The organism is Rhodococcus opacus, assembly GCF_012396235.1.
In the GTDB taxonomy this organism is placed as follows: domain Bacteria; phylum Actinomycetota; class Actinomycetes; order Mycobacteriales; family Mycobacteriaceae; genus Rhodococcus_F; species Rhodococcus_F opacus.
Genome location: NZ_JAAXPA010000005.1, coordinates 219753 through 242772, shown reverse-complemented (window position 1 = coordinate 242772; position 23020 = coordinate 219753). Strand labels below are relative to the sequence as shown.

The window sequence follows — 23020 nt, the reverse complement described above, 5'->3', positions numbered from 1 at the left end:
GGCCGCGGTGTCGACACGACGTGCCGGTCCGGGCACTGGAGAAATCAACAGTGCATCGCGGCGACGTCGTGGCCGAGTGCCCAGGCGCTCCCTACCGTCCGACACATCGGATCCCGAACCGGAGGACGCCTTATGGACTGGACCATTCCCGACGACGTGCAGCAGTTCGTCACCGACCTCGACGCGTTCATCGATCGCGAGATCGCGCCGCTCGAGGCCAAGCACCCGCAGTTCTTCGACCATCGACGCGAGTACGCCCGCACGGACTGGGAACGGGACGGGTTCCCGAAACAGGAATGGCGCGAACTGCTGCTCGAGGCCCGACGTCGATCCGACGCCGCCGGATTCTTCCGGTTCCCGTTGCCGCAGGCCCTCGGCGGGAACGACGGCAGCAACCTCGCGATGGCCGTCGTCCGCGAATACCTTCTCACCAGGGGTTCCGGTCTGCACTTCCCGCACGCCGACGAGGCGTCGGTGGTCGCGAACCTGCCGCTCGCCCTCGTGCTGCACGAGTACGGCACCGACGAGCAGCGGGAGCAGTACCTCGAACCGTTGATCCGCGGAGACCTCGAGATCGCGTTCGGCCTCACCGAGCCCGGACACGGTAGCGACGCCAACTACCTGGAAACGACCGCCCGACGGGACGGGGACGACTGGATCATCAACGGGGCGAAGCGCTTCAACAGCCTCGTCGACTGCTCTGAGGTCGACCTCGTGTTCGCCCGCACGTCCGGGCAGGCAGGCGAGGCGGACGGGATCACCGCGTTCTTGGTACCAACGAACGCACCGGGCTTCTCTGTTCCGTTCAACCACTGGACGTTCAACATGCCCAGCGACCACTCGGAGGTTCATCTCGACGACGTGCGGGTCCCGGTGGGTGCCGTGGTCGGGGAGGTCGGGCGCGGTCTCGACTGCGCGCAGCTGTTCGTCCACGAGAACCGGATCCGGCAGGCGGCGTCGTCGCTCGGTGCCGCGCAGTACTGCATCGACGAGAGCGTGAGGTACGCGCAGGAACGCGTCGTCTTCGGGAAACTGCTGCACGAGCATCAGGGCATCCAGTGGCAATTGGTGGAACTCCAGACCGATGCGGAACTGATCCGCAACACGATCTACAAGACCGCGGCGATGATGGACGAGCTCGGGAAGACGGCCGTCACCGACAAGGTCGCGATGGTGAACCTGCGTAGCAACCAGCTCGCCTGCCGGGCGGCCGACCGCGCGATCCAGATCCACGGCGGCGTCGGATACTCCCGTCACAAGCAGTTCGAGCACATCTACCGCCACCACCGTCGCTACCGCATCACCGAGGGCACGGACGAGCTGCAGCTGCGACGCATCGCGAGCAGGATGTTCGACTTCTCGTCCCCCCGCTAGTTCCGTTTTGGACTGTCCTTTACTTTGGACTGTCCATATGGTGTTATTTGTGACGGAGACCACTGACCATGGGATCCCCTGCGCGGCATCGCCGCCCCCGACTACCGATATCAATCGACAGGAGCTTCCATGAGCGCAGTCGGCACGACTGGGTTGCAGGCGCCCACGCGGCATCTGAACCGCTGGTGGTATGTGGTGACAGGCTTTCTGACTCTGTTGTTCGGCACGACCGCGGTGAACGTCTTGTTCAACATCCTGGGCAAGCCGATGACCGCGGAATTCGGCTGGGAACGAAGCGTCATCAGCAACGGTCTGTCCATCGAGACGGTGCTGGTGGGTATCAGCATCGTCATCCTGGGCTTTCTCATCGACCGGTACGGTCCCAAGATCCCGTCGGTTCCGATGTCGCTGGCGTTCGGAATCGGCCTGATGCTGATGGCCACCCTGCCGAACAACCAACTCGTCTTCTACCTGCTCTGCGTGGTGATCGGTGCCGGAGCGGGCGCCGTGAACCCGGTGGCGCACTCGACCGTGGTGAGCGCGTGGTTCCAGGACCGTCGCGGCATGGCGCTGGGCATCCTCATGGCCGGCCTCGGCTCGTGCGGGGTACTCATGCCGTATCTGGCCAACTGGATGCTCAGCATCGGCGGATGGCGCCTGGCGTTCCTGGTCATCGGCGCACTGTGCACGGTCATCCCGGCCGCGGTCTACGCCTTCGTCACCCGAATGCCCGCCGAACACGAAGCCGAGCGCAAGGCCGCACGTCTGGAAGGCCGGATGGCCGGGGAATCGCTGCTCACCGTGGCGAGGAAGTACCGGCAGTTCTGGTTGCTGTCCGTCGCCATCTTCCTGGTGTCCTCGGCGACGTTCGGCTTGATGTCCCAGGTGGTGCCCATGACCACGGACAAGGGCATCAGCCAGGGCACCGCCGTCTCGATCCTGTCTGTTCTGAGCCTGGCGTCGATCGCCGCGCGACTGTTGGTGGGCTACCTGCTGGACCGGTTCTACGCCCCCGCCATCGGCTCGATCATCTTCGCACTGTGCGGGGTCGGGGTCTTCTTCATGATCACGTCGTCGCAGACCGGCCTTCTGTTCGTCGGCGCGGCCCTGATCGGCCTGGGCCTGGGGTCCGAGGGTGATCTCGCCGCCTACATGGTGAGCCGATACTTCCCCAAGCACTCCTACGGCCGGGTGCTGGGATTCATCTACTTCCTCTACGCGCAAGGGTCGGCGTTCGGCATCTTCCTGCTCGGACAGGTCTACAGCGCCACCGGTTCCTACAGTGCCGGCGCGCTGCCGATCATCGCGCTGGTCGGAATCGCCATCGCCTGCCTGCTGATGATGGGCTCCTACCGCTTCACCCTGGACCATCGCGAGATCGGCGCCGACAATGTCAGCGTCGAAGAAAAGGAGCACGTATGACTGGCGGATTTCACGACGCCTTGGTGACTCGCGCCACCGAGGACATGCCGGAGAAGTTCTTCGACCGGTTCATGTTCAACCTTCACCCGGACGGGCGTACCGCGCCGTCGGTGATCCTCGGCGCCGGGGTCTACCCGCCCCGCAACGTCGTGGACGGCTTCGTCGTCCTGACCACGGAGTCCGAGCAGCGCAACCTCCGCTACTCCACCGAACACTCCGAGACCGACGGCGCCTCCGTCGGACCACTGAGGTGGGAGACGGTCGACGACAATTCAACCTGGCGAATCCAGCTGGGCGAGAACAAGACCGGACTTGAACTGGATCTTCTGTGGCACGCCCGTGCACCGTATTGGCTCGGGTCGGTGGATGTGGAGAACACCGACGGAAACGTCACCTCGTTCGACCACCTGTTCCAGCCCGGCCGGTACGAGGGCACACTCGCCCTCGACGGAACCACCACCGACGTCGCGGGCTGGTACGGACTGCGGGACCGTTCCCGCGGGGTACGCACCATGTCCGGCGGGCAGGGCCTGCACATCTGGTACCAGGCGCAGTTCCCGGACCGCACGTTCGGATTTCTGCTCGTCGAGGACCGTCGAGGTGGCCGAATTCTGCTGGAAGGCGCCGTCATGCACGACGACGGCGGACTCGACGACATCACCGACGTCCGGCACGACCTGTTGTTCACCTCGGGCAACGACCTCGTCAGCGGCGCAGTGGAGGTGGTAACTGCCGGCGGTGCGACCTACCGCGTCGACGCGGACGCCTCCGCAGGCGGCGGCTATATGGCAGGCGGCGGCTATGGCGGACACCACGGCAAGGTTCGTGGCCGCGACCACGAAGAGTTCGACGTCTATCCCCTCGACGGAACCGTGGGCCCGAAGACTCTCGACTCCGCCCTCACCGACCGTTGCTGCACGTTCGGGTGGAACGGCCAGACCGGGTACGGGATTTTCGAATTCGCGCTGTCGCGGTCATCCTCTTACACGTACCGCCCCAGCCTCGCACCATAATCCGAAGTAGTACTGCCTCTGCACCTATCGGTAGGTGCAGAGGCAGTACTACTTACGGAAAGCGTCCAGGCCCTCGGTCGCCATCCGCACCATGTGATCGGCCAGCCCTGCGGTGCGGGTCACCTTGGCGGGCCAGTACGCGATCGAGAAGATCATGCCCAGGCAGGACTGGGTTGCCACCGAAACCTCCGCCGGCGACGCGGCGGGGATCGACCGCGTCACCGCGGCCTCCCACCCCTGGACGTACTGCTTGCGCCGGCGGTTGATCGCCTTCCGCCACGGATCGACCAGCGACCGGTCCTCCCGCTGGCTGACGTTCACGAGATGGCGGTGCCGGGCAGCGTAGAGAGCGTGGTGGCGGATCATCCGCTGGAGATCGAGATCCGCGTCCTCGTGCACCGGTTCGGTGGCGCCGATCAACTCGTCCATCGCCTCGTCGAACAGGGTGGCCAGAATCTCGTCCTTGCCGGAGAAATGGCGGTAGATGGCAGGACCGCTCAGACCGGCGCGGGAGCCCAATTCATCGACACTCGTTCCGTGAAAGCCTTTTTCGTAGAACAGCTCTGCGGCGGTGTCGAGGATCTTCCTGTTCCGGTCCACAGTTGCATTCTAGCACTCGCTGTTAACGATCGTTATTATGGACCGATGACGTCACCAGCCGGAATCCCCTCATACCACCAGGTGGTTGCACTACCCCGCGAGTGCGGGCCCGTGCTCGTTCCGTCCGCCTACGAGGACGAGAACGGCCACATGAACATCCGCCACTATTTCGATCTCGAGGCGCAGGCGATCGCGGAAGTGTTCGATCGGATGGGCATAACCGACGACTACCGCACCACCCGTGACCAGGGATTCTTCACCGCGGAGCATCACATCCGCTACCACGCGGAAGTCCACGTCGGCGATCGCGTGTCGGTGCACGCGCGGATCGTGGAACGCTCCGACAAAGTCGTCCACGCCATGGCCTTCCTCGTCGACGACACCACCGAGCGCCTCGCCAGCACACTCGAGGTCACCGCGACCCACGTCGACCTCACCAGTCGCCGGGTCGTGTCCTTCGCGGACGACGTCGCCGACGCCGTCGACCGGGAACTCGCCCGCACCGACGTCGACTGGCCCGCCCCCGTCTGCGGTGCGATGGGCATCCGCGCTAGGGCCGCGCGCTGACGGCGTCGGACTGACGGCTCCCACCATCCATTGACGCTCACCTTCTCGGTTCCCGCACTCGCTGCCGAGGCCCAGAAGGTGCGCGTGTGCGGAAAAGTAGTGCCGGATGCCGTCACCGCGGCCCGTGTCATGCGGCGTCGGACGACCTCAAGTCACGAATGCGAGACTCGATTCCCGCTGCGGTTCTGCGCATCTGGCTGACCAGTCCCGACTCCAGGCTCGCATGAAACCTGGTTGTCGGCATCGCCACGACCAGAGCGCCGAGAGCCACACCCTCGCCGTTACGCAGGCAGACCGCGACGGAGGACAAGCCGACCTCGACCGTGTCGACCGCTGTCGCGTAACCCTTCTCGGCCACCGCTCGCAGTTCCCTCTGCAGCTGAGCGAACTCCGCCGGCGACAGCCGGGCGGCCGAGAGCGCATGGTCGGACCGATAGAGATCGGCGAGTGCAGTGTCGTCGAGTTGCGCGAGCAGCACCCGGCCGCCGGCCGACGTTCGTGCAGGCGGGACGTGCCCCTGACGATTACCGACCCGGAGCAGCCGCTCCGACTCGACGGCTCCGATCACTCGCGACTCGACCCCGGTCCGCACGACCAGATTCACGGTCTCCCCTGTCAGAGAAGACAGTTCGTGCATCGAGTCGAGGCAGGCGTCGCGGAATGTCCGGGTCCAGGACGAACCGGTGGGCCCGACTCCCATCGACGGCCCTGGTAGGTACCGCCGTGATTCGTCCTGGACGACGAAGCCGTGGTAGACCAACATGGCCAGCAGTCGGTGGGCAGTCGATTCGGCCACGCCAATCTCTTCGGCGGCGTCCTTCAACCGGAGGCTGCCGTGGTCGCGGACTGCGTTCAGCAGCAGAAGCGCATTGTGCACGGACTCGATCATGTAAGTCGGCTTACTGATCGGCCTCGTCCTCATACCGGGATGATAGTCCGACTTCGCAGCATCCGAAAAGGGTCTCCAGCACGCCGCACCCGAGGTTCCGGCGGGTCGCTCAGACGCAGACAAGTCCGCGTGTCTCGGCCTGGAATCGCCCGAACTTCCGATTCAACTCGGACAGGTGCCGAGTACTCATGACGACCCCGTAGCCCTCCCGGCCCGCGCAGGTCCAGCGCATCAGGGCGTTGTGCACCATCGCGGTCGGCGCCGCGATCCAGGGCGCCCCGATGTGGGGCGTGGCCTGGAGTCGGAACTTCTTCCCGCGCACATCGGTGACCGTCATGTCGATGCCGGTACACACCATTCCGAGGTGCGTGCTGGTCATCTCCAGTTCGTCGGTGAGGCCGTAGACCTCGCCGTCGTCCAACACGTATCCGTGCGAGAGCTGGAAAGCGTTCGGGTTTGCCGCCTCGGGATTCCAGGGACAGATCATGTGGAAGGCGAGGTCTTCACCGAAGGTCGCCGACACGATGTGGTTCGGCTTTCCGGCCTTCATGGGGTCACGCGGTCCCCAACTCCGATCCATCCGCTCGATGGAATCCACGATGTACTCGCGGCCGCGAACGATCATCCTCCCGGTCGCACGCCCGGTGGCATCGCCGTGCCCGACGGACTTGTGCGCACCGACCTCCAGGTCGGCGTGGATGTCCGGGGCCGCGCCGGCCTGCGGGCTGTGCTTCGGATCGTGAATGTCGAACGGGTCCATGAGATTCACCCAGTCGACGTGGATCTCGGTGCCGTCGTCGGCGACGTAGTCGATGCGGAACTTGCGCGGTGCGTCCACCGCATCGATCGACAGTCCGATCGGCGAATCGATCCGCGTGAAGGATGCCGGCGCAGGGAGATGCGGATTCTCGTTGTAGTGCAGCAGTTCCGCGCGGGTGTCGGTGAGCGAACCGCAGACCATGACCTGGTTCCACATCACCCCGAGACTGGGACGCACGTTGGTGTAGATCAAGGTGTAGAGATTCGCTTCCGGAATCACAATCGGGAACAGGATCGTCTCGACCCACAGATGGTCGGCCTCAGGGGGGTTCTGGTACTCGAAATTCTTGGCGTCGAATGCCATTGTTCTCATTCCTCAGTTCTGAGTGGTTGGTCTAGTGGGCTCGGGATCGTGCAAGCGTGCGCGCCGCGAAGATGCCGGCGATCACGGTGAGTGCGACGACGGCCATCGCATAGAAGGCCGGGACAGTCGCTCCACCGAGCCCGGCGAGGGCGGCAAGGATGATGGGGGTGGGACCGGCGAAGAGGGTCGTCGACATCTGCCAGCCGAGAGACAGGCCCGTGTACCGGGTGTCGGTCCCGAACATCTCGGTCAGCAGGGGTGTCACTGCGGCGATGTTCGCGGCCACCACGGGGGTCACGACCACCATCGCGGCGACCGCGAGCGCGAGTACACCGCTCGAGAGCATCACGAGGGACGGGTAGATCAGTACGATCAACGTGGCCGACGAGACGAGGAGTTGCGGTATCCGTCCCACTCGATCGGACATCCGCGCAAAGGGAAGCACTGCAACGCAATACGCCACCAGTCCGACGAACGTGATCAACTGGGCGTCGGCGGCGGAGAAATCCGTGAACTCCTTCAGCGCGGACGGCATGTAGATGAAGTACAGGGCCATCATGCACGAGTTGGTCGCCGCGATACCGATGCCAATGAGAACCGAGCGGTAGTCCCGTCTCAGCGTCGTGAGCAGCGGCGACTTCTGCACGCGCCCCTCCCGGGAAAGAGCGGTGAATGCCGGGGTCTCCTCGAGCCGGAAGCGGATGTACAGACCGATCAGCCCCAGTGGCAGCGACAGCAGCAGCGGCAACCGCCACCCCCACGACGACATCGACTCGGGCGACAGAGTCCGGGTGAGCACCATCGCCGTTCCCGATCCGAACAACATCGCCCCGCCGACGGTCAGCGAGATGAATCCGACGAAGAACCCACGCCGCGAAGGCGGCGCGAACTCGGCGATGAGTGATGTCGCTCCACCGTATTCGCCGCCCGCGGAGATTCCCTGCACGAGTCGAAGCGTCATCAGGAGAATCGGTGCGGCGACACCGATCTGGTAGTACGTGGGCAGCAGCCCGATGCCCGCCGTGGCGAGGGTCATGAGAATGATGACGACGGAGAGGACAGTCCGCCTGCCGTACTTGTCCCCCAACGGCGCGAAGATCACCGCACCGAGGGGGCGTGCCACGAAGCTGGCGGCAAAGGCACCGAAGGTCACCAGCAGGCTGACGAACGAGTTCCCGGTGGGGAAAAAGGCTTGCGCGATGTAGGTCGCCACGTAGCCGTAGATGACGAAATCGTAGTACTCGACAAAGGTTCCGAAACTGGCGGCGGAGATCGCGCGCCGACGCACGGCTGTCGAGACCGTACTGTCGGGGGCGGTGGTGATCACCTCGGATGACATGTTTTCTCCTGATCCATGAGGCAGACGCTGCGTTGGCTAGTGCGCGCGAGGCGTGGCGGCGGTGTCGCCGAGCAGAGAGCGGAGCGGCGGGACCTTATGCGGGTCCGGATCGACACCCTGAGGGAGGAACCACGACCGCTGCAACTCGACGAGTGGTCGTGAGTGTTCGAGCACGATGCGGCTGACCTCGGCGCCCGTGGCCGGGTCGGTGGTTCGCGCCGATCGGATGATCCCGGCAATCGCACGCGTCAACTCGTCCGTGGCCCGGTCGAGTTGTCCGTACTCGGGAACGGCGAGCCGATCGGTGCGGCGCGCATTCTCGAGTGCGTCCGCGAGCAGTGACCGGGCAGTGCGATCGACCTTCGCGTAGTCGCTGAGCCGTTCTGCGAGAGCGAGATATGTTCGGAACTCGTACTGCTTCCGCGGATACTCGTGGTGTGCGCGGTCGCGATAGAAGTCGAGGACGCCGGCGATGACCCTCACCTGCTCTGCGGCCAGCGAGTTCGATTCGCCCAGCGCCGGTGTCACCGTCACGCGGAGGGAGCGGGCGGCAGCGTCGAACGTGTTCGCGGATTTGTTCACCATCACAAAACCTCCTCGAGATCCTGGCCGAGTTGAAGGGCCATCAGATATCCGGTCGCCTCGAGTCCTGTCAGTAGAACGTCCTGGTGGGTCTTCCCCAGCTTCGAGACGCGGTAGGCCGAGCCCAGCGCGGTGACGACGGACTGGTATTCGTTCAGAATCCGGTAGAACGTCAGTTTGTCCGGATCGACGGTCAGGCCGGATGCCTGCTCGTACATCTCGAAGAACACGGCGGTCGGCAGCAGTCCGGTCGCGAGGAATTCGGAACCGTCCTCGGACGGATGGCCGAACGGGTACAGCGTCGCCCACGCCAGGTCGCGGTGGCGGTCGCCGAGGAAGCTGCGCTCCCAGTCGAGAATGGCCGTGACGGATCCGGTGTTCTCGTCGAACAGGAAGTTTCCGCCCCGGTAGTCGCCGTGGACGAGACTGACACGGTCGAGAACAGGCAGGTTGTCCTCCAGCCAACCCGCCGCCGCATCGAGCAGCGGAAAGTCTTCGCCGCGGTCCTCCTCCCATACCCGCCTCGCCCGATTCAATTGCCACAGTGCGCTCTCGGTCGTGGCAACGACGGGCTTCTCGTAGTGATCCAGCTTTGCCGCCGTCACGTCGAATGTGTGAATGCGTGCCAGAAGATCGACGAACTGCGGTGCCAAGACTTCTCGGAGTTCGGGACCGAAGTTGATCCCGATGCCGGCGATCCGGCTCTGGGCGCGGCTGGGCTTCGCGGATCCGTGCACCCACGTATAGACGAGCGCCGGCTCCGGGAACCACCTGGCGTCCTCGTCGACCCACCGGACCGTCGGAACGGGAACCGTTCCGGCGAGGGCGTTGATCACCTCGAATTCCCGCATCCGGCTGGTGGCGTTCAGTGACTCGGGCGGCTCCATGCGCAAGACCAGATCCTCGGTCACCTCACCGGCTACGGAGTCGTCGTAGCGCAGCGTGAAACCCATCTGAATTTTCGACGCCCCACCTGTGAGCCACCGCGCGTTTCGGACCTCGAACCGCGAAGACGGCAGTACTTCCCTCAGCATGTTCTCGAGCGCCGCGGTGAGAAGGTCGAGATCGAAGCTGCGATAACCCTCCCCCGCCCGCCGCTCCATCTTGCGGGTCAACATCCGATCGTATTCGGTTTCGGTGGGGAACCGCGCGCGAATCCCCTCTATGACGTCGGGCGTGGGCTCGTCTCGATCGGAGTCTGCGATCAGTCCGGGTATCTGCCGATCCCGTTGGATGGTTGCACTCATGATTTCCTCATCACGCTCATGGCGGGACACGCCGTGACCGGAGCGCTACAGCACGGCTCTCCGGGAGATTGGGCTTGCGAGTCGGGGGGTCGTCATCTCGACGACCCGAACACTAATGTGACCGGGCGCACACGTACAGAAGGTTCTGCTGTGCAGAGGATGGGGACGCGACAACCAGAAATCGGACGGATATTGCAGACCTTGCTCCGATATCACTGCAGGTCACTGCGTTCTTCACCGTCGCTCTTGAAAACGCTCGTTATCAGCGCTACCTTCGTCATAAGGTAAGACCAAAAGAACTTCGCGGGGCTCACGTCCCGCGGGCAACACGAAAGGACCAACAGGTCGATGAGTGACTTCACGAGTGACTTCACGGATGTGACGTACGAGGTCGAGGACGGACTCGCCTGGATCACGATCAACCGGCCCGACCGGTACAACGCGTTCCGTGCGCGGACTGTCGACGAGTTGGTGAAGTCGTTCAAGAAGGCGTGGGGCAGCTCCGAGGTCGGCGCGATCGCGCTCACCGGCGCCGGCGAGAAGGCGTTCTGCTCGGGTGGCGACCAGAAGCAGCGGATGGAGACCGGCGACTACGGCCCGTCCGACAGCGGCCTGTTCGAGGTCGAGGCACTCCACCGCGTCCTCCGGGACGTCCCCAAGCCCGTGATCGCCGCGGTCAACGGTGTCGCGGTCGGTGGCGGTCACGTGCTGCACCTGCTGTGCGATCTGTCCATCGCCGCCGAGCACGCAATCTTCGGGCAGAACGGCCCGCGCGTCGGGTCGTTCGACGCCGGACTCGGCACCGGCTACCTGGCGCGGGCCATCGGCGAGAAGCGCGCACGGGAGATCTGGTTCCTGTGCCGCCGCTACAGCGCCGAGCAGGCCCTCGACTGGGGATTGGTCAACAAGGTGGTGCCCGGTGACCAGTTGCGGGCGGAGGTCCGGGCCTGGGCGGACGAAATCCTGCAGCTGTCGCCGACGTCGCTGAAGGTGCTCAAGCAGTCCCTGAACGCCGACACCGAGCACTTCATCGCGCAGGGCAACATGGCCTACTCCACGCTCAAGCTGTTCGGTGAGTCCGCCGAGGCGATCGAGGGCATCAGCGCGTTCAACGAGAAGCGCAAGCCCGACTTCTCCAAGTTCCGCGGGGCCTGACGGATCGGGGAGGCGGGGCGTACGCGCCTCGCCTCCCGCCGGCCGCGTCGACCCGAACCCCCTCACGCGAGAGAGCAGCCGCCGCTATGCGTTTCACTAGAGAGCAACAAGAGTTCGCGGTCGCCGTCCGCGAGTTCTGCGCCGCCGAATGCAAGACCCTCCAGCAACGCGACCTGCTGACCGAGGGCGGCACACTGGCGAACAGCCCCGTCATTCTCGACAAGTTCGCCGGCCTCGGCTGGCTCGCCGTGTCCCTGCCGGAGGAGTACGGAGGTGGCGGCGCCGGAATGGTCGAGGAGTGCATTTTCCTCGAGGAGTCTGCACGCGGCCTCGCCCCCGTCACCGCCTACTCCACCGGTCTCACCGCCGCCCAGACGTACTTGCGCTACGGCACCGAGGAACAGAAGCGGACGATCGTCGGCAACATGGCGTCCGGCACGCTCGAGGCGATCGCCCTCAGCGAGCCCGGTGCGGGTTCCGACCTCGGTGGTGTCCGGATCAAAGCGGAACTGGTCGACGACCACTACGTCATCAACGGGCAGAAGACCTGGATCTCCGCGGCCCATATCGCCGAGCACATCCTCCTCCTCGCCCGGACCGACACGACCGGTAGCAAACACCAGGGCCTGACCCTGTTCATGGTGCCGACCGACACACCCGGCCTCGAGATCCACGAGATCAAGACCATGGAGGCCCGGACCTGCAACGACCTGTACTTCACCGACGTCGCGGTTCCGGCGAGCGCTGTCGTCGGTACTCCGAACCAGGCGTGGCGTCACCTCATGCGGGGGCTCAGTGTCGAGCGCCTCATCATCGCGACGATGGCACTCGGCGGAGCACAGCGATCGCTCGACGACGTGATCGCCTTCGTCACCGAGCGTGAGCAGTTCGGTCACAAGATCAGCAGCTTCCAGGCCATCCGTCACCGCATCGCGGATCTCGCCACGGAGATCGCCTTCGCGAAGTCGTTCGTGTACGAGGTGGCCGAGCGGATCGATGCCGGCGAGGAAGACAACCTCAACCGCGAGGGGTCGATGGCTAAGCTGAAATGTACCGAGATCGCGAAGAAGACCGCACTCGAGGCGATGCAGATGATGGGTGGCTACGGCTATACGCGCGAGTACGGCATGGAGGAACAGGTCCGCCGCTCTCTGGCTCCGCCGATCTACGGCGGTACCAACGAGATTCAGCGCGAAATCATCAGCAAGAGCCTGGGCCTGTAGCCCTCGTTCCCGACCAGAGGACCATCGCATGACCACTTCACCCTTCACTCCCGACGCCCTCGCGGGCAAGCGCGTGCTCATCACCGGCGGCGGCACCGGCCTCGGCCGCGGCGTCGCCCGGCACCTCGTCGACCACGGCGCCGAAGTCCACCTGTGGGGCCGGCGGCCCGCCGTCCTCGAAGAAGCCGCGGCGGAAGCGTCGGTCTCCCGGCCGGGCTCGGTCCACTGGCAGACCGTCGACGTCCGCAACGCCGACCTGGTGTCGTCGGCGATGGACGAGATCTGGACCCTGCACGGCCCGCTCACCGGCGTGATCAACAACGCCGCGGCCAACTTCATCGCCCCCACCGAATCGCTCAGCCCACGCGCCTTCGAGGCCGTCACCTCCACCGTGATGAACGGGTCCTTCAACACCACCCACGCCGCGGGCCGCCGCTGGATCGACGGCGGCACCAAGGGCGTCGTCCTGTCCACCCTCACCACCTGGGTGTGGAGCGGCTCCGCGTTCGTCGTCCCCTCCGCGATGGCGAAGGCCGCCGTGCACTCGATGACGATGTCACTCGCCGTCGAATGGGCCCGCTACGGCATCCGCCTCAACGCGCTCGCACCGGGACCCATCCCGACCGACTACGCATGGGAAATGCTCAACCCGACCGAAAAGAGCGCAGTCGGCGCGACCCAGGCAGACCAGGTACCCATGGGCCGGATGGGCACAATGGAAGAACTCGCCAACCTCACCATCTTCCTGCTGTCGGACGCCTGCGACTACCTCACCGGCCAGACCATCGCCATGGACGGCGGCCAGATGCTCGCCGGCCCCGGCACTTTCGCCGGACTGACATCGATGACCAACGAGGACTGGGCCACCGCCCGGGAGAAGAGCAAGGCCGCCAGCGAAGCCGCCAAAGCGCAGCGCGGAGTCTGACCCCCACATACGAGGCCTGCCTGCCGGTGACGACGGTCCCGGCCGGCAGGCCTTCGCCATGTGCCACGCATTCCGCATCGCACCAGCCGTCCAGGAGAAACGTGAGCATCGAGAACATCACAGCGCTTCCGTTCGTCGAAACCGGCGTCGAAGCGCTGTTCCGGGTAGCTCCCGTGACCGGCGACGGGACCCACGGCAGGTCGGAAATGCCGACCGGACCGTAGCTGTCCGACCAGCGCGGCCTGCCGTGCCGCGGCGCACTCGGCGTCCTGATGGACGACGTGACCGGCTACCCGATCACCGCACGTTGTCAGACCGGGCAATGGGCCGTCACGACGGAACTTCACCTCGACTTCACCCGCGGCCCTGCCCTCGACGGCTCGATCCTGCGGGCGGAGAGCACTGTCGTCGCCGTCAACGCGGACGGTGGTGTGGCGACCGGCCGGATCCTCGACGAGAGCGGACAGGTCGTGGCCCTCGGGAGTGCCCGGCTGCGATACGTCGCCGCCGACGCACCAGCGGGATCCGTGCCCGACGACGTCCGCGCACGGGCGACCGCCACGTCGATCGTCGAACTACTCGGCGCCCACCACCGACGGGACAACGCCGGCGCGGGACTGGAGCTCGATCCGTCGGAGTCGCTGTGCAATCCGCTCGGCAATGTCCACGGCGGTATCCTCCTGTGCGCGTCCGAGATCGCCGGCCACTCCGCGGTAGCACCGCACACGGAGTTCCAGACGACGTCGATCGCAATGGCATTCGTGCGGCCGTGCCCAGGCACCGAGCCGCTCACCTTCGCACCCCGGATGATCTACCGCGGCCGCAGCTTCGCCGTCGTCCAGGTCGTCGCGCGCAATCGATCCGGAAAAACCTGCACCACAGCGACGGTCACGTGTCACCGGGCGTGATCTCGACATGCACGAGGCGGTCGGTACGTCGAGGTCCACTCGCGTACCGACCGCCTCACCCGCGTCGTCAGACCACCGACGGTGCCAACCCTGCCGCCCGGTGCGCGGCGTCGAGGAAGGAGCGCACCAGTGCCCCGTCGCGGTAGTACTGGTCGCCGACGCCGGCGACGGCGCGGCGCCGCCCGTATTCGTACAGGACCGCCAGTTTCCACAGGGCCAGTGTCGTGTACCAGTTCAGGTTCGACAGGTCGGCGCCGGTGGCGTCCGCGTACCGCTGCGCCAGTTCGTCGCGGGTGGGATACCCCTGCTCGAGCACGGCCACGCCGAGGTCCTCGGTCGGTGTGCGCTGTTCCCCCGCGACGGGATACGACGTGAGGAAGTAGCCGAGATCGAACAGGGGGTCGCCGATCGTCGCGAGCTCCCAGTCCAGCACTGCGGCAATACGTCCCGGTGAGTCGGGGGCGAGGATGACGTTGCCGATGCGGTAGTCGTTGTGAATGATCGCGGCACCGGATTCGGCGGGCACGTGGGCGCCGAGCCACGCGTCGATGTCCGCGAACTCCGGCGGCGGTGTCCCGTCGTCGGCTGCCACCAGCCTGCCCATGCGGCGCAGGTGACGTTCGTTGAATCCGTCCGGACGGCCCAGATCTCCCAATCCGGCGGCCTGCCAGTCCACCGCGTGCAGCGCTGCGAGGGTGTCGATGAGCGCCTCACCGATCCGGCGACGGTCCGCGGGGGCGCTGAGCGCCGGCGGTGTCTCGATTGTGACCACCGGACCGGCGACGTAGTCCATCACATAGAACGGGACGTCGAGCACGTCCCCGGTCTGGCCGACGGCGAGAACGTCGGCCACCGGCACGCCACTGCCCGCGAGGCCGCCGACGAGTCGCGCCTCCCGCAACATGTCGTGTGCGCCCGGCGGAACCGGCGGAGGCGGCGGTCGGCGGACGATGACCTGACGGACGCCGTCGGACACGAGGAACGTCAGGTTGGAATGTCCGTCACCGATCCGGGCGGTCGTGAGCGGGCCTTCGGTGATCCCGCGCTCGCGCAGGAATGTCTCCAGCGCACCGAGCGTGTCGGGCGTCCATTCCCAGGTCATGCGCTCGCCTCCATCCGTGTCGTCATTGGTTGATTCCTACTGCCCTGTGAAGCGCGGCGCCCGCTTCTCCTTGAACGCCGCGAGCGCCTCCGGCATGTCGGCGCACCGGGTGAGCAGCGCCTGTCCCCGGTTCTCCAACTCGAGCGCCGCCGCATACGATGTCACCTCCTGGTTCCGTTGCAGCGCACGCTTCGACATCCGAACGCCGCCAGGAGAGTTCGACGCGATCGCCTGGGCCACCGCGACGGCCTCGTCGAACAGGTCCTCGCTCGGCACCACCCGGTTCGCCAGCCCGATTCGGGCGGCCTCCTCTGCTCCGACGAAGCGCGCGGTGTACGCGATCTCCGCCGCCCGGCCGGGCCCGACGAGGCGGGTGAGCTTCCACGACGTGCCCAGCTCCCCCACGGACAGGCCGACCTTGACGAACGCCGCGTTGAACTTCGCAGTCGGCGCTACGAGGCGGATGTCGGCGGCGAGCGCGAGAGCCATCCCGCCACCCGAAGCAGCACCGTGAATCGCCGCGATCACGGGGAACGGCAGGTGGTACAGCGCTGCCAACCCACCGGTCGCGGTCTCCTGGAACCGCAGGAACTCGCGCACACCCATTTCGGTGATGACGTGAATCTCGTCCAGATCGAACCCGGCACAGAACACCCGGTCCCCCGCGCCCCGGATGATCAGGGCCCGCGCATCGGTGTCACGCAACGCGTACGCCACGGTGTTGAACTCCTCGAACATCTTCACGACCATCGAGTTCATCCGGTCGGGCCGATTGATCGTGAGGACGACGATCTGCCCGTCGAGCACGTCGAGGGTGAGGGTCTCCAACCGGGGCGGCTCGTAATTGCTCAGCACCGCCGTATTCTCCCGCACTTCGGTCTGCGTCATCTGGCTCACCTTCCCGTGAACTTGGGGCTGCGCTTCTCTTTGAACGCGGCCAGCGCCTCGGGCATGTCCTCGCCGCGGGTCAGCAGCGCCTGACCGCGGTTCTCGAGTTCGAGCGCCGCCGCGTACGACGACACTTCCATGTTCGCGTGGAGTGCACGCTTCGACAGCTGGACTCCGGCAGGCGAATTCGCGCTGATCAGGCGGGCCATCGTGAGCGCCTCGTCGAGCAGCGATTCGGCGGGCACGACCGCGTTGAGCAGTCCGAGGGACTCCGCCTCGACCGCCTCGATGAAGCGGCCGGTGTAGGCGAACTCCGCTGCCCGCGCCGGGCCGATGAGCCTGGGCAGGTGCCACGACGCACCCAGGTCGCCGGCCGACAGTCCGATCCGCACGAACGCCGCGTTGAACCGCGCGGCAGGCGAACCGATCCGGATATCGGCGGCGAGAGACAGGGACAGCCCGCCACCGGCGGCCGCACCGTTGACCGCCGCGATCACCGGGACCCGGATGCTGCGGATCGCCGAGAGTGCCCGCGCGGCCAGTTCCTGCTGATCGAGCATGCCCATCGGTGTCATCGACGACAGTCCGTCGGCATCGTCGAGATCGAAACCACCGCAGAAGGCCTTGCCGGCACCGGTCAGGATCACGACGCGCAGGTCATGCTCGTGGTCCAGTTGCAGCGCGACCCTCTCCAGTTCGACGAACATGGTGTTCGTCATCGAGTTCATCCGTTCGGGGCGATTCAACGTCACGACGGCGATGCCGGGTTCCGGCCGCTCGAGCGTGAACGTCTCCCATGTCGTGGGCTCGGTCACGAGTGCACTCCTTCTCAGTTCGGCGACCCCAGGTGGTCGCCACACGTTTCGTGGTGGTCCGGACGTCAACGGCCCGGCGGGTCAGGTCTCTGCTTCGGCCTCGCGCACCGCGCCCGAGCGCAGCCAGTCGGCGCTGCGGCCCGGGTCGATTCCCCAGTCGGTCAGGATTTCGGTGGTGTGTTCCCCCGGCATCGGCGGACGGCGGTCCACGGTGGCCGCCGTCCGGCTGAATCGGGGCGCCGGCGCCGGTTGGACGAGACCGTCGACATCGACGAATGCATTTCGGGCGACGTGGTGCGGGTGCGACGGCGCCTCGTCGACCTCGAGGACGGGCAATATGCAGGGTGTGAGTCCCTCTCCCGCCTCGAGCCATTCCGTGAGTGTGCGGCCGCGCACGGCGTCGGCGAAGACCTTCTTCATCTGCGGCCATTGCGAGCGGTCGTTCTGGTCCGGCAGGTCGTCGGGCAGTTCCAGCAACGCGACCAGGTCGGCGTAGAAGTGCGGTTCCAGCGCGCCGACGGCCAGCCACTTTCCGTCCGCGGTCTCGTAGGCGTCGTAGTAGGGCGCACCGCTGTCGACGATGTTCGTGCCGCGTTCGCCCCACACCCCGGTCTGCGCAAACCCGAAGAACGGCGTCGCGAGGAGTGCGGCGCCCTCGACCATCGACGCGTCGACCACCTGCCCTAGTCCCGAGCGTTGCCTCTCGAACAACGCCGACAGGACGCCCAGCGCGAGTAGCATTCCTCCACCACCGAAGTCACCGATCAGGCTGAGCGGCGGGGTGGGCGGTTGGCCCTGACGTCCGATCAGCGACAGGGCACCGCTGAGCGCCACGTAGTTGATGTCGTGGCCGACGTGCTGAGCGAGAGGGCCGTCCTGCCCGAAACCGGTCATGCGGCCGTAGATCAGCCGAGCGTTGCGTTGCGCGCAGTCATCCGGTCCGATGCCGAGGCGCTCGGCGACCCCGGGGCGGAAACCCTCGATCAGGACGTCGGCGTCCGCGACGAGCGAGAGCACCACCGCGGCGCCGTCGGGATGCTTGAGGTCGACGGCGAGCGAGCGACGTCCGCGGTGCAGCAGTTCCGTGCGGAAGTCGGCGTTCGGCCCCACCAGTCCCGAACCCGTGGCGCGATCCACGCGAATCACGTCCGCCCCGAGATCGGCAAGGAGCATGGCGCAGAACGGACCCGGTCCGATCGAGCCGATCTCGACCACCTTCAGCCCCGCCAGCGGCCCGGTGAACGAGCGTTTCGAGTCGTCCCGCACCATCTACCCACCTCCTGCCGGTCTTTGGTCTGATAATAATACCTTGAATTCGTTCACGGAGGAATCCCCCCGACCCCGCATCCGGGCGTGCGCACTGACGACCAGGACGACGGACATCAGTACAACGGCTCCCCCGATCACGAGAGCGGGCGTGACGGGTTCGGAGAGAACGAGCGACCCGAGCGCCACGGCCACCACCGGATTCACATACGTATGTGTGGCCACCAGCGACAGCGGGGCGTGGTGCAGCAGCCACGCGTACGCGGTGAATCCGATGATCGAGCCGAAGACGACGAGGTAGCCGAACGCACCCCACGCGCGGGGCCCGATCTCCCCGTCCAGCCGTTCACCCGTCGCCACCGAGGCGACCGACATGGCCGCTCCGGCAGCCAGAAGCTGATATGCCGCACCGACATACACGTCCCGGGGTAACAGGACCCTCGGCTTGAGCCACGAGCCGAACGACCACGACAGACTGGACAGCACGATGACGGCCACGCCGACGACGGGGAGCCCCGACCGCTCGCCGCCGTGTGGCAACACCAGCACCGCGAGTCCGATCAGCCCCACCCCGACACCCGCCAACTCGAGCATTCGCGGGCGGTCACCGGACAGCGTGCGATAGAGGCAGATCCACAGCGGCACCATGGCGACGAGGAGCGCAGTCACCCCGGAGGGCACGCCGTGCAGTTGGCCGACCGAGGTCAGGCCGTTCCCGCACGCGAGCAGCAACACGCCCAGGAACGCCGCGCCCGCCGCTTCCCGCCGGGTGAGGCGCAGCCGCCGCCAGCCGCCGCGACAGGCCAGGAAGGCGGCCATCAGCGCGCCGGCAAGGAGGAACCGCGCGCCCATCGAGCCGAGGGGCGGGACTTCGTCGATCACCAGGCGGATCGCGAGGTAGATCGATCCCCAGATCACATAGACGAGGAACAGGGCGAACGCGATCGCACCCTTTCCGGCACGCCCGGACGACATGGCGTTCAGGAGAAGCGCGGGGCGCGCTTCTCCAGGAAGGCGGTAATACCCTCCTTCGCCTCTCCGTTCTCGAACAGATCTTGTTCCTGGGCCACCTCGAACCGGAAGCCCTCCTCGAGCGGCGTGTCGAACGACGCGTCGACCGTGCGGATGACGGCGCGCTGCGCGGGCAGCGACATCGTGCACAACTCGGCGGCGAGCGCCAGCGCGGCGTCCGTCGCGGTACCGGCGTCGACGAGCCGGTCGATCAGCCCGATCGCGTGCGCCTCGGCGGCGAGGACCTGACGGGCGCTGAGCATGATGTCCAGGGCGCGACCGCGGCCCACGAGACGCGGAAGTCGCTGCGTTCCACCGGCTCCGGGAATCAGTCCCAGCTTCACCTCGGGCAGCCCGAACTTCGCGTCCGCCCCGCCGACCCGCAGGGTGCAGGCCATGGCCAGTTCGAGGCCGCCGCCGAGCGCGAGGCCGTCCACCGCGGCGATCGTGATGCGGTCGGCAGACGCGAGACGGTCGAGAGCCCCACGGAGTCGATCGCCGTAGGCAGTGAAGGACTCCGCGTCCACGGACGACATGTGCTTGATGTCGGCGCCGGCCGCGAAGAAGCCCGGAATGTCGGATCGGACGACGATCACCTTCACCGAGCCGTCGGCGTCCGCCGCGTCGAGCGCGGCGTTCAGCCCGTCGATGATCGGCAGCCCGAGCGCGTTCGCCGGCCTGCGCTGCAGCGTGATCGTCATGACGCCGGCATCGACGTCGCTCCATGCGACTGCGGGCGTTGCGGTTTCCGACATGCACACCATCCTTCTCGTTCCAGTCCCATGTGAGTGGCAAGGGGTGCGTCGGCACACTTTGCCACTCACATGCGGTATTGACCCAACCATACTAATTGTCGGACCGAAATGGAAGATCAAGGGCGGCGCGGAAACTTCTCGAACTCCGGCCGCCGCTTGGCCTTGTACGCCTCCCGGCCTTCCTTCGCCTCGTCTGTCGAGTAGAAGAGCAGGTTCGCATCGTGGGCCAGCTGCTGGATGCCCGCCATGCCGTCCTCGGCCGCATTGAAACTCGCCTTCATGAGGCGGAGCGCGAACGGTGAGAGCTCGAGCATCTCGCGGCACCACTGCACCGTTTCCCGTTCGAGGTCGGCAAGGGGGACAACGGTATTGACCAAGCCCATCTCACGCGCCTGCTGCGCGTCGTACTGCCGGCACAGGAACCAGATCTCCTTGGCCTTCTTCACCCCGACCAGTTCGGCGAGCAAACCCGCGCCATAGCCGCCGTCGAACGACCCGACCTTCGGGCCGACCTGACCGAACCGGGCGTTGTCCGCAGCGATGGAGAGGTCGCAGACCAGGTGCAGGATGTGCCCGCCGCCGATCGCGTAGCCGGCGACCATGGCCACCACCGGTTTCGGAAGGCGGCGGATCTGGATCTGCAGATCGGTGACGTGGAACCGTCCGACGCTGCCCGCCTTGCCCGGCTCGATGAGATAGCCGGTGTCGCCGCGCACCCGCTGGTCGCCACCCGAGCAGAACGCCTCGGGCCCCTCGCCCGTCAGCACGATGACGCCGACCGAGGAGTCCTCGCGGGCGTCGACCAACGCCTCGGAGATCTCCATCAGCGTCTGCGGACGGAACGCGTTGCGCACCTCCGGACGGCAGATCGTGATCTTCGCGATCCCGTCGCCACTGTGCTCGTATCGGATGTCCTCGAACTCACCGACTGCCGTCCAGGACACGAAATCCGCTGTATCACCGTTGTTCGTCATGAACCGATCATAGGCACACGCGCTAACGATCGTTACCGTCCGAGCCCGCGAATGCCGAAGGTGCGGACCGGAACCCGAGCCGCACCTTCCGAATCGAACTGCCCGTCAGGACATCGTCAGGCCACCGCTGACCGACAGGGTCTGGCCGGTGACGAATTCGGCCGCGTCGGACGCGAAGAACGCCACCGTGGCACCGATGTCTTCCGCCTTGCCGAGCCGCTTCATCGGCACGGCGCGGGTCATGCCGCCGATCACCTTGTCGGCCTCCTGGCCCGAGCTGTCGGCGAACTTGCGGAGCGCGGGAGTGTCTGTGGGGCCGGGGCACACCGTGTTCGCGGTGACACCCTTGGTCGCGACCTCACGGGCGAGGGTCTTGGTGAAGGCGATGATCCCGCCCTTGGCCCCCGAGTAGACGGCCTCGAGCGACGAGCCGACGCGGCCCGCGTCCGAACCGATGTTGATGACACGGCCCCAGCCGCGCTCGACCATGCCCGGGACGGTCGCCTGGATCACGCGCAGCTGGCCCTTGAAGTTGATGTCGAGGATCCGGTCCCAGAACGCCTCGTCGGTCTTCAGGAACGGCATGAAGTCGTCCCAGCCTGCGTTGTTCACGACGATCTCGACGGGGCCGAACTGCTCGGCGACCTGCTTCACCGCGGCCTGCACCGACGCGGTGTCGGTGACGTCGACGGGGACGGCGATCGCCTGGCCGCCGGCGTCGCGGATGCCGGCCGCGGTTTCCTCGGCGACCTCCAGGTTGAGGTCGGCGACCGCGACGCGGAAGCCGGCAGCACCCAGTGCGTCGGAGATGCCCTTGCCGATGCCCTGCGCACCGCCTGTCACGAATGCAACTCGATTACTCATGTTCTTCTCCGTTTGTGTGTGTCGTGGTTCGAGGTTCGGTCGATTTCAGCGCAGGCTCGAGGCCCACTCGATGGGGCCCGCGACGATCGAATGACTGGTGAGCTTGCGGCCGAGCACGCTCTGCGCTTCCCGGGCCGCGTCGATGACGCGCGGAAGGTCGAGGCCTGTCTCGACGCCCATTTCGTGGAACATGCTCACCAGGTCCTCGGTGGCGATGTTGCCGGTCGAGCCTGCCGGAACGGGGCAGCCGCCCAGCTCACCGAAGCTCGATTCGAAGCTCGCGCAACCTGCTTCGAGTGCCGCGTATGCATTGGCAAGGCCCTGGCCGCGGGTGTTGTGGAAGTGCGCGGTGACCTCCACACCGGGCAGTCGTTCGAGCGCCGCCGCGAAGAATTCCGACGCGTACGCCGGGTTGCACATGCCCGTGGTGTCGCCGAAGCCGATCTCGGTGGCGCCGGCCTCCGCGAAACGTTCGGCGAGGTCGAGCACGCGGGTCAGGTCGATCTTGCCCTCGAACGGGCAGCCGAACGACGTCGCGATCACGGCGGCGCAGTCGAGGCCCTCGGCGACGATCCGTTTGGCCATGACGTCATTGTCCGCCATCGTCTCGTCGACGGTTCTATTGACGTTCTTCTTGTTGTGGGTCTCCGACGCGCTGACGAAGATCGCGACCTCGTGGAACTTATCGCGCACCTTCAGTGCATTGTCGAGACCCTTGCTGTTGGGGACGAGCACCATCAGCTTCGTCTCGTCGGGGACCTCGATGCGCCCGAGAACCTCGACGCCGTCGGCCAGCTGCGGGATCACATCCGGTCGCACGAAGCTGGCCACCTCGATCCGGGCGAATCCCGCCCGCCCGAGGGCGTTGATCAACCGCACCTTGTCGTCGGTCGGGATGCGTTCCGGTTCGTTCTGGAAACCGTCACGCGGTCCGACCTCCCGGATCTGGACCTTGTGGGGACGCGTCATGGCGTCGGC

At 66.2% G+C, this 23020-nt stretch carries 24 protein-coding genes; 9 read left to right on the top strand and 15 right to left on the bottom strand.

The window, feature by feature from the left end; all coding sequences use genetic code 11:
* The first annotated feature begins 132 nt into the window (after positions 1 to 132).
* From HGB39_RS08755 to HGB39_RS08745, 3 genes are all read left to right on the top strand, one after another.
* Positions 133 to 1374 carry an acyl-CoA dehydrogenase family protein gene (locus HGB39_RS08755; protein ID WP_005569363.1) on the top strand — a complete coding sequence of 414 codons (1242 nt, stop codon included), beginning with the start codon at positions 133 to 135 and terminating at the stop codon, positions 1372 to 1374.
* A gap of 129 nt (positions 1375 to 1503) precedes the next feature.
* Positions 1504 to 2796, top strand: a complete 1293-nt coding sequence (locus tag HGB39_RS08750) for an MFS transporter (RefSeq protein ID WP_005569362.1) — start codon at positions 1504 to 1506, stop codon at positions 2794 to 2796.
* The gene (locus HGB39_RS08745; RefSeq protein WP_005569361.1) at positions 2793 to 3809 is read left to right on the top strand and encodes an Rv3169 family protein; all 1017 of its coding nucleotides are present in this window, start codon (positions 2793 to 2795) and stop codon (positions 3807 to 3809) included. The genes HGB39_RS08750 and HGB39_RS08745 overlap by 4 nt, the downstream gene beginning before the upstream one ends.
* A gap of 48 nt (positions 3810 to 3857) precedes the next feature.
* Here the strand turns inward: HGB39_RS08745 and HGB39_RS08740 are convergent, their stop codons facing one another.
* Entirely contained in the window at positions 3858 to 4409 is a 552-nt protein-coding gene (locus tag HGB39_RS08740; protein WP_064080329.1) for a TetR/AcrR family transcriptional regulator, read from the bottom strand.
* 45 nt (positions 4410 to 4454) lie between these two features.
* Here HGB39_RS08740 and HGB39_RS08735 point away from each other — a divergent pair, with 45 nt between their 5' ends.
* Positions 4455 to 4976, top strand: coding sequence for a thioesterase family protein (locus tag HGB39_RS08735; RefSeq protein ID WP_043789958.1), 522 nt, complete (start codon positions 4455 to 4457; stop codon positions 4974 to 4976).
* A gap of 127 nt (positions 4977 to 5103) precedes the next feature.
* Here the strand turns inward: HGB39_RS08735 and HGB39_RS08730 are convergent, their stop codons facing one another.
* From HGB39_RS08730 to HGB39_RS08710, 5 genes are all read right to left on the bottom strand, one after another.
* Positions 5104 to 5898 carry an IclR family transcriptional regulator gene (locus HGB39_RS08730; protein ID WP_043789957.1) on the bottom strand — a complete coding sequence of 265 codons (795 nt, stop codon included), beginning with the start codon at positions 5896 to 5898 and terminating at the stop codon, positions 5104 to 5106.
* 76 nt (positions 5899 to 5974) lie between these two features.
* Positions 5975 to 6988 carry a DUF7064 domain-containing protein gene (locus HGB39_RS08725; RefSeq protein ID WP_005566962.1) on the bottom strand — a complete coding sequence of 338 codons (1014 nt, stop codon included), beginning with the start codon at positions 6986 to 6988 and terminating at the stop codon, positions 5975 to 5977.
* A gap of 31 nt (positions 6989 to 7019) precedes the next feature.
* On the bottom strand, positions 7020 to 8327 hold the full coding sequence (locus tag HGB39_RS08720; RefSeq protein ID WP_005566960.1) for an MFS transporter: 1308 nt from the start codon (positions 8325 to 8327) through the stop codon (positions 7020 to 7022).
* Between the two features lie 36 nt (positions 8328 to 8363).
* A complete protein-coding gene (locus HGB39_RS08715) occupies positions 8364 to 8912 on the bottom strand; it encodes a hypothetical protein (protein ID WP_005566958.1) in 549 nt (182 codons plus the stop codon).
* Positions 8912 to 10156 carry a phosphotransferase family protein gene (locus HGB39_RS08710; protein ID WP_005566957.1) on the bottom strand — a complete coding sequence of 415 codons (1245 nt, stop codon included), beginning with the start codon at positions 10154 to 10156 and terminating at the stop codon, positions 8912 to 8914. Before HGB39_RS08710 ends, HGB39_RS08715 begins: the two co-directional genes overlap by 1 nt.
* A 348-nt stretch (positions 10157 to 10504) precedes the next feature.
* Here HGB39_RS08710 and HGB39_RS08705 point away from each other — a divergent pair, with 348 nt between their 5' ends.
* From HGB39_RS08705 to HGB39_RS08690, 5 genes are all read left to right on the top strand, one after another.
* On the top strand, positions 10505 to 11311 hold the full coding sequence (locus HGB39_RS08705) for an enoyl-CoA hydratase-related protein (RefSeq protein ID WP_005566956.1): 807 nt from the start codon (positions 10505 to 10507) through the stop codon (positions 11309 to 11311).
* 86 nt (positions 11312 to 11397) lie between these two features.
* Positions 11398 to 12534 (top strand): acyl-CoA dehydrogenase family protein, encoded by a 1137-nt coding sequence (locus tag HGB39_RS08700; protein WP_005566954.1) that lies wholly within the window; start codon positions 11398 to 11400, stop codon positions 12532 to 12534.
* A gap of 28 nt (positions 12535 to 12562) precedes the next feature.
* Complete coding sequence (locus HGB39_RS08695; RefSeq protein ID WP_005566953.1) at positions 12563 to 13459, top strand: SDR family oxidoreductase; 897 nt, start codon at positions 12563 to 12565, stop codon at positions 13457 to 13459.
* Positions 13460 to 13560: 101 nt separating this feature from the next.
* Entirely contained in the window at positions 13561 to 13683 is a 123-nt protein-coding gene (locus tag HGB39_RS39555) for a hypothetical protein (protein ID WP_005566952.1), read from the top strand.
* Between the two features lie 48 nt (positions 13684 to 13731).
* Positions 13732 to 14367 (top strand): PaaI family thioesterase, encoded by a 636-nt coding sequence (locus HGB39_RS08690; RefSeq protein WP_005566951.1) that lies wholly within the window; start codon positions 13732 to 13734, stop codon positions 14365 to 14367.
* Between the two features lie 67 nt (positions 14368 to 14434).
* Here HGB39_RS08690 and HGB39_RS08685 read toward each other — a convergent pair whose 3' ends face one another.
* The 9 genes from HGB39_RS08685 to HGB39_RS08645 form a co-directional block, all read right to left on the bottom strand.
* The gene (locus HGB39_RS08685) at positions 14435 to 15469 is read right to left on the bottom strand and encodes a phosphotransferase family protein (protein WP_005566950.1); all 1035 of its coding nucleotides are present in this window, start codon (positions 15467 to 15469) and stop codon (positions 14435 to 14437) included.
* Positions 15470 to 15505: 36 nt separating this feature from the next.
* The gene (locus tag HGB39_RS08680) at positions 15506 to 16357 is read right to left on the bottom strand and encodes an enoyl-CoA hydratase/isomerase family protein (RefSeq protein WP_005566949.1); all 852 of its coding nucleotides are present in this window, start codon (positions 16355 to 16357) and stop codon (positions 15506 to 15508) included.
* 5 nt (positions 16358 to 16362) lie between these two features.
* Positions 16363 to 17172 carry an enoyl-CoA hydratase/isomerase family protein gene (locus HGB39_RS08675; RefSeq protein WP_054245962.1) on the bottom strand — a complete coding sequence of 270 codons (810 nt, stop codon included), beginning with the start codon at positions 17170 to 17172 and terminating at the stop codon, positions 16363 to 16365.
* Between the two features lie 81 nt (positions 17173 to 17253).
* On the bottom strand, positions 17254 to 18441 hold the full coding sequence (locus HGB39_RS08670; RefSeq protein WP_005569727.1) for a CaiB/BaiF CoA transferase family protein: 1188 nt from the start codon (positions 18439 to 18441) through the stop codon (positions 17254 to 17256).
* Complete coding sequence (locus HGB39_RS08665; protein ID WP_054245961.1) at positions 18442 to 19413, bottom strand: EamA family transporter; 972 nt, start codon at positions 19411 to 19413, stop codon at positions 18442 to 18444.
* Between the two features lie 5 nt (positions 19414 to 19418).
* A complete protein-coding gene (locus tag HGB39_RS08660) occupies positions 19419 to 20204 on the bottom strand; it encodes an enoyl-CoA hydratase-related protein (RefSeq protein WP_043791362.1) in 786 nt (261 codons plus the stop codon).
* A 116-nt stretch (positions 20205 to 20320) separates the two neighbouring features.
* Positions 20321 to 21178, bottom strand: a complete 858-nt coding sequence (gene menB, locus HGB39_RS08655) for a 1,4-dihydroxy-2-naphthoyl-CoA synthase (RefSeq protein WP_005569731.1) — start codon at positions 21176 to 21178, stop codon at positions 20321 to 20323.
* 105 nt (positions 21179 to 21283) lie between these two features.
* Positions 21284 to 22042 carry an SDR family NAD(P)-dependent oxidoreductase gene (locus tag HGB39_RS08650; protein ID WP_043791360.1) on the bottom strand — a complete coding sequence of 253 codons (759 nt, stop codon included), beginning with the start codon at positions 22040 to 22042 and terminating at the stop codon, positions 21284 to 21286.
* Positions 22043 to 22087: 45 nt separating this feature from the next.
* Positions 22088 to 23011, bottom strand: coding sequence for a hydroxymethylglutaryl-CoA lyase (locus tag HGB39_RS08645; RefSeq protein ID WP_005569734.1), 924 nt, complete (start codon positions 23009 to 23011; stop codon positions 22088 to 22090).
* Between the last annotated feature and the right edge of the window lie 9 nt (positions 23012 to 23020).

Coding starts and splice junctions, on each gene's coding strand:
- HGB39_RS08755 (WP_005569363.1), top strand. CDS start 133: ATGGACTGGACCATTCCCGACGACGTGCAGCAGTTCGTCACCGACCTC.
- HGB39_RS08750 (WP_005569362.1), top strand. CDS start 1,504: ATGAGCGCAGTCGGCACGACTGGGTTGCAGGCGCCCACGCGGCATCTG.
- HGB39_RS08745 (WP_005569361.1), top strand. CDS start 2,793: ATGACTGGCGGATTTCACGACGCCTTGGTGACTCGCGCCACCGAGGAC.
- HGB39_RS08735 (WP_043789958.1), top strand. CDS start 4,455: ATGACGTCACCAGCCGGAATCCCCTCATACCACCAGGTGGTTGCACTA.
- HGB39_RS08730 (WP_043789957.1), bottom strand. CDS start 5,898: ATGAGGACGAGGCCGATCAGTAAGCCGACTTACATGATCGAGTCCGTG.
- HGB39_RS08725 (WP_005566962.1), bottom strand. CDS start 6,988: ATGGCATTCGACGCCAAGAATTTCGAGTACCAGAACCCCCCTGAGGCC.
- HGB39_RS08720 (WP_005566960.1), bottom strand. CDS start 8,327: ATGTCATCCGAGGTGATCACCACCGCCCCCGACAGTACGGTCTCGACA.
- HGB39_RS08715 (WP_005566958.1), bottom strand. CDS start 8,912: ATGGTGAACAAATCCGCGAACACGTTCGACGCTGCCGCCCGCTCCCTC.
- HGB39_RS08710 (WP_005566957.1), bottom strand. CDS start 10,156: ATGAGTGCAACCATCCAACGGGATCGGCAGATACCCGGACTGATCGCA.
- HGB39_RS08705 (WP_005566956.1), top strand. CDS start 10,505: ATGAGTGACTTCACGAGTGACTTCACGGATGTGACGTACGAGGTCGAG.
- HGB39_RS08700 (WP_005566954.1), top strand. CDS start 11,398: ATGCGTTTCACTAGAGAGCAACAAGAGTTCGCGGTCGCCGTCCGCGAG.
- HGB39_RS08695 (WP_005566953.1), top strand. CDS start 12,563: ATGACCACTTCACCCTTCACTCCCGACGCCCTCGCGGGCAAGCGCGTG.
- HGB39_RS08690 (WP_005566951.1), top strand. CDS start 13,732: ATGGACGACGTGACCGGCTACCCGATCACCGCACGTTGTCAGACCGGG.
- HGB39_RS08685 (WP_005566950.1), bottom strand. CDS start 15,469: ATGACCTGGGAATGGACGCCCGACACGCTCGGTGCGCTGGAGACATTC.
- HGB39_RS08680 (WP_005566949.1), bottom strand. CDS start 16,357: ATGACGCAGACCGAAGTGCGGGAGAATACGGCGGTGCTGAGCAATTAC.
- HGB39_RS08670 (WP_005569727.1), bottom strand. CDS start 18,441: ATGGTGCGGGACGACTCGAAACGCTCGTTCACCGGGCCGCTGGCGGGG.
- HGB39_RS08665 (WP_054245961.1), bottom strand. CDS start 19,413: ATGTCGTCCGGGCGTGCCGGAAAGGGTGCGATCGCGTTCGCCCTGTTC.
- HGB39_RS08660 (WP_043791362.1), bottom strand. CDS start 20,204: ATGTCGGAAACCGCAACGCCCGCAGTCGCATGGAGCGACGTCGATGCC.
- menB (WP_005569731.1), bottom strand. CDS start 21,178: ATGACGAACAACGGTGATACAGCGGATTTCGTGTCCTGGACGGCAGTC.
- HGB39_RS08650 (WP_043791360.1), bottom strand. CDS start 22,042: ATGAGTAATCGAGTTGCATTCGTGACAGGCGGTGCGCAGGGCATCGGC.
- HGB39_RS08645 (WP_005569734.1), bottom strand. CDS start 23,011: ATGACGCGTCCCCACAAGGTCCAGATCCGGGAGGTCGGACCGCGTGAC.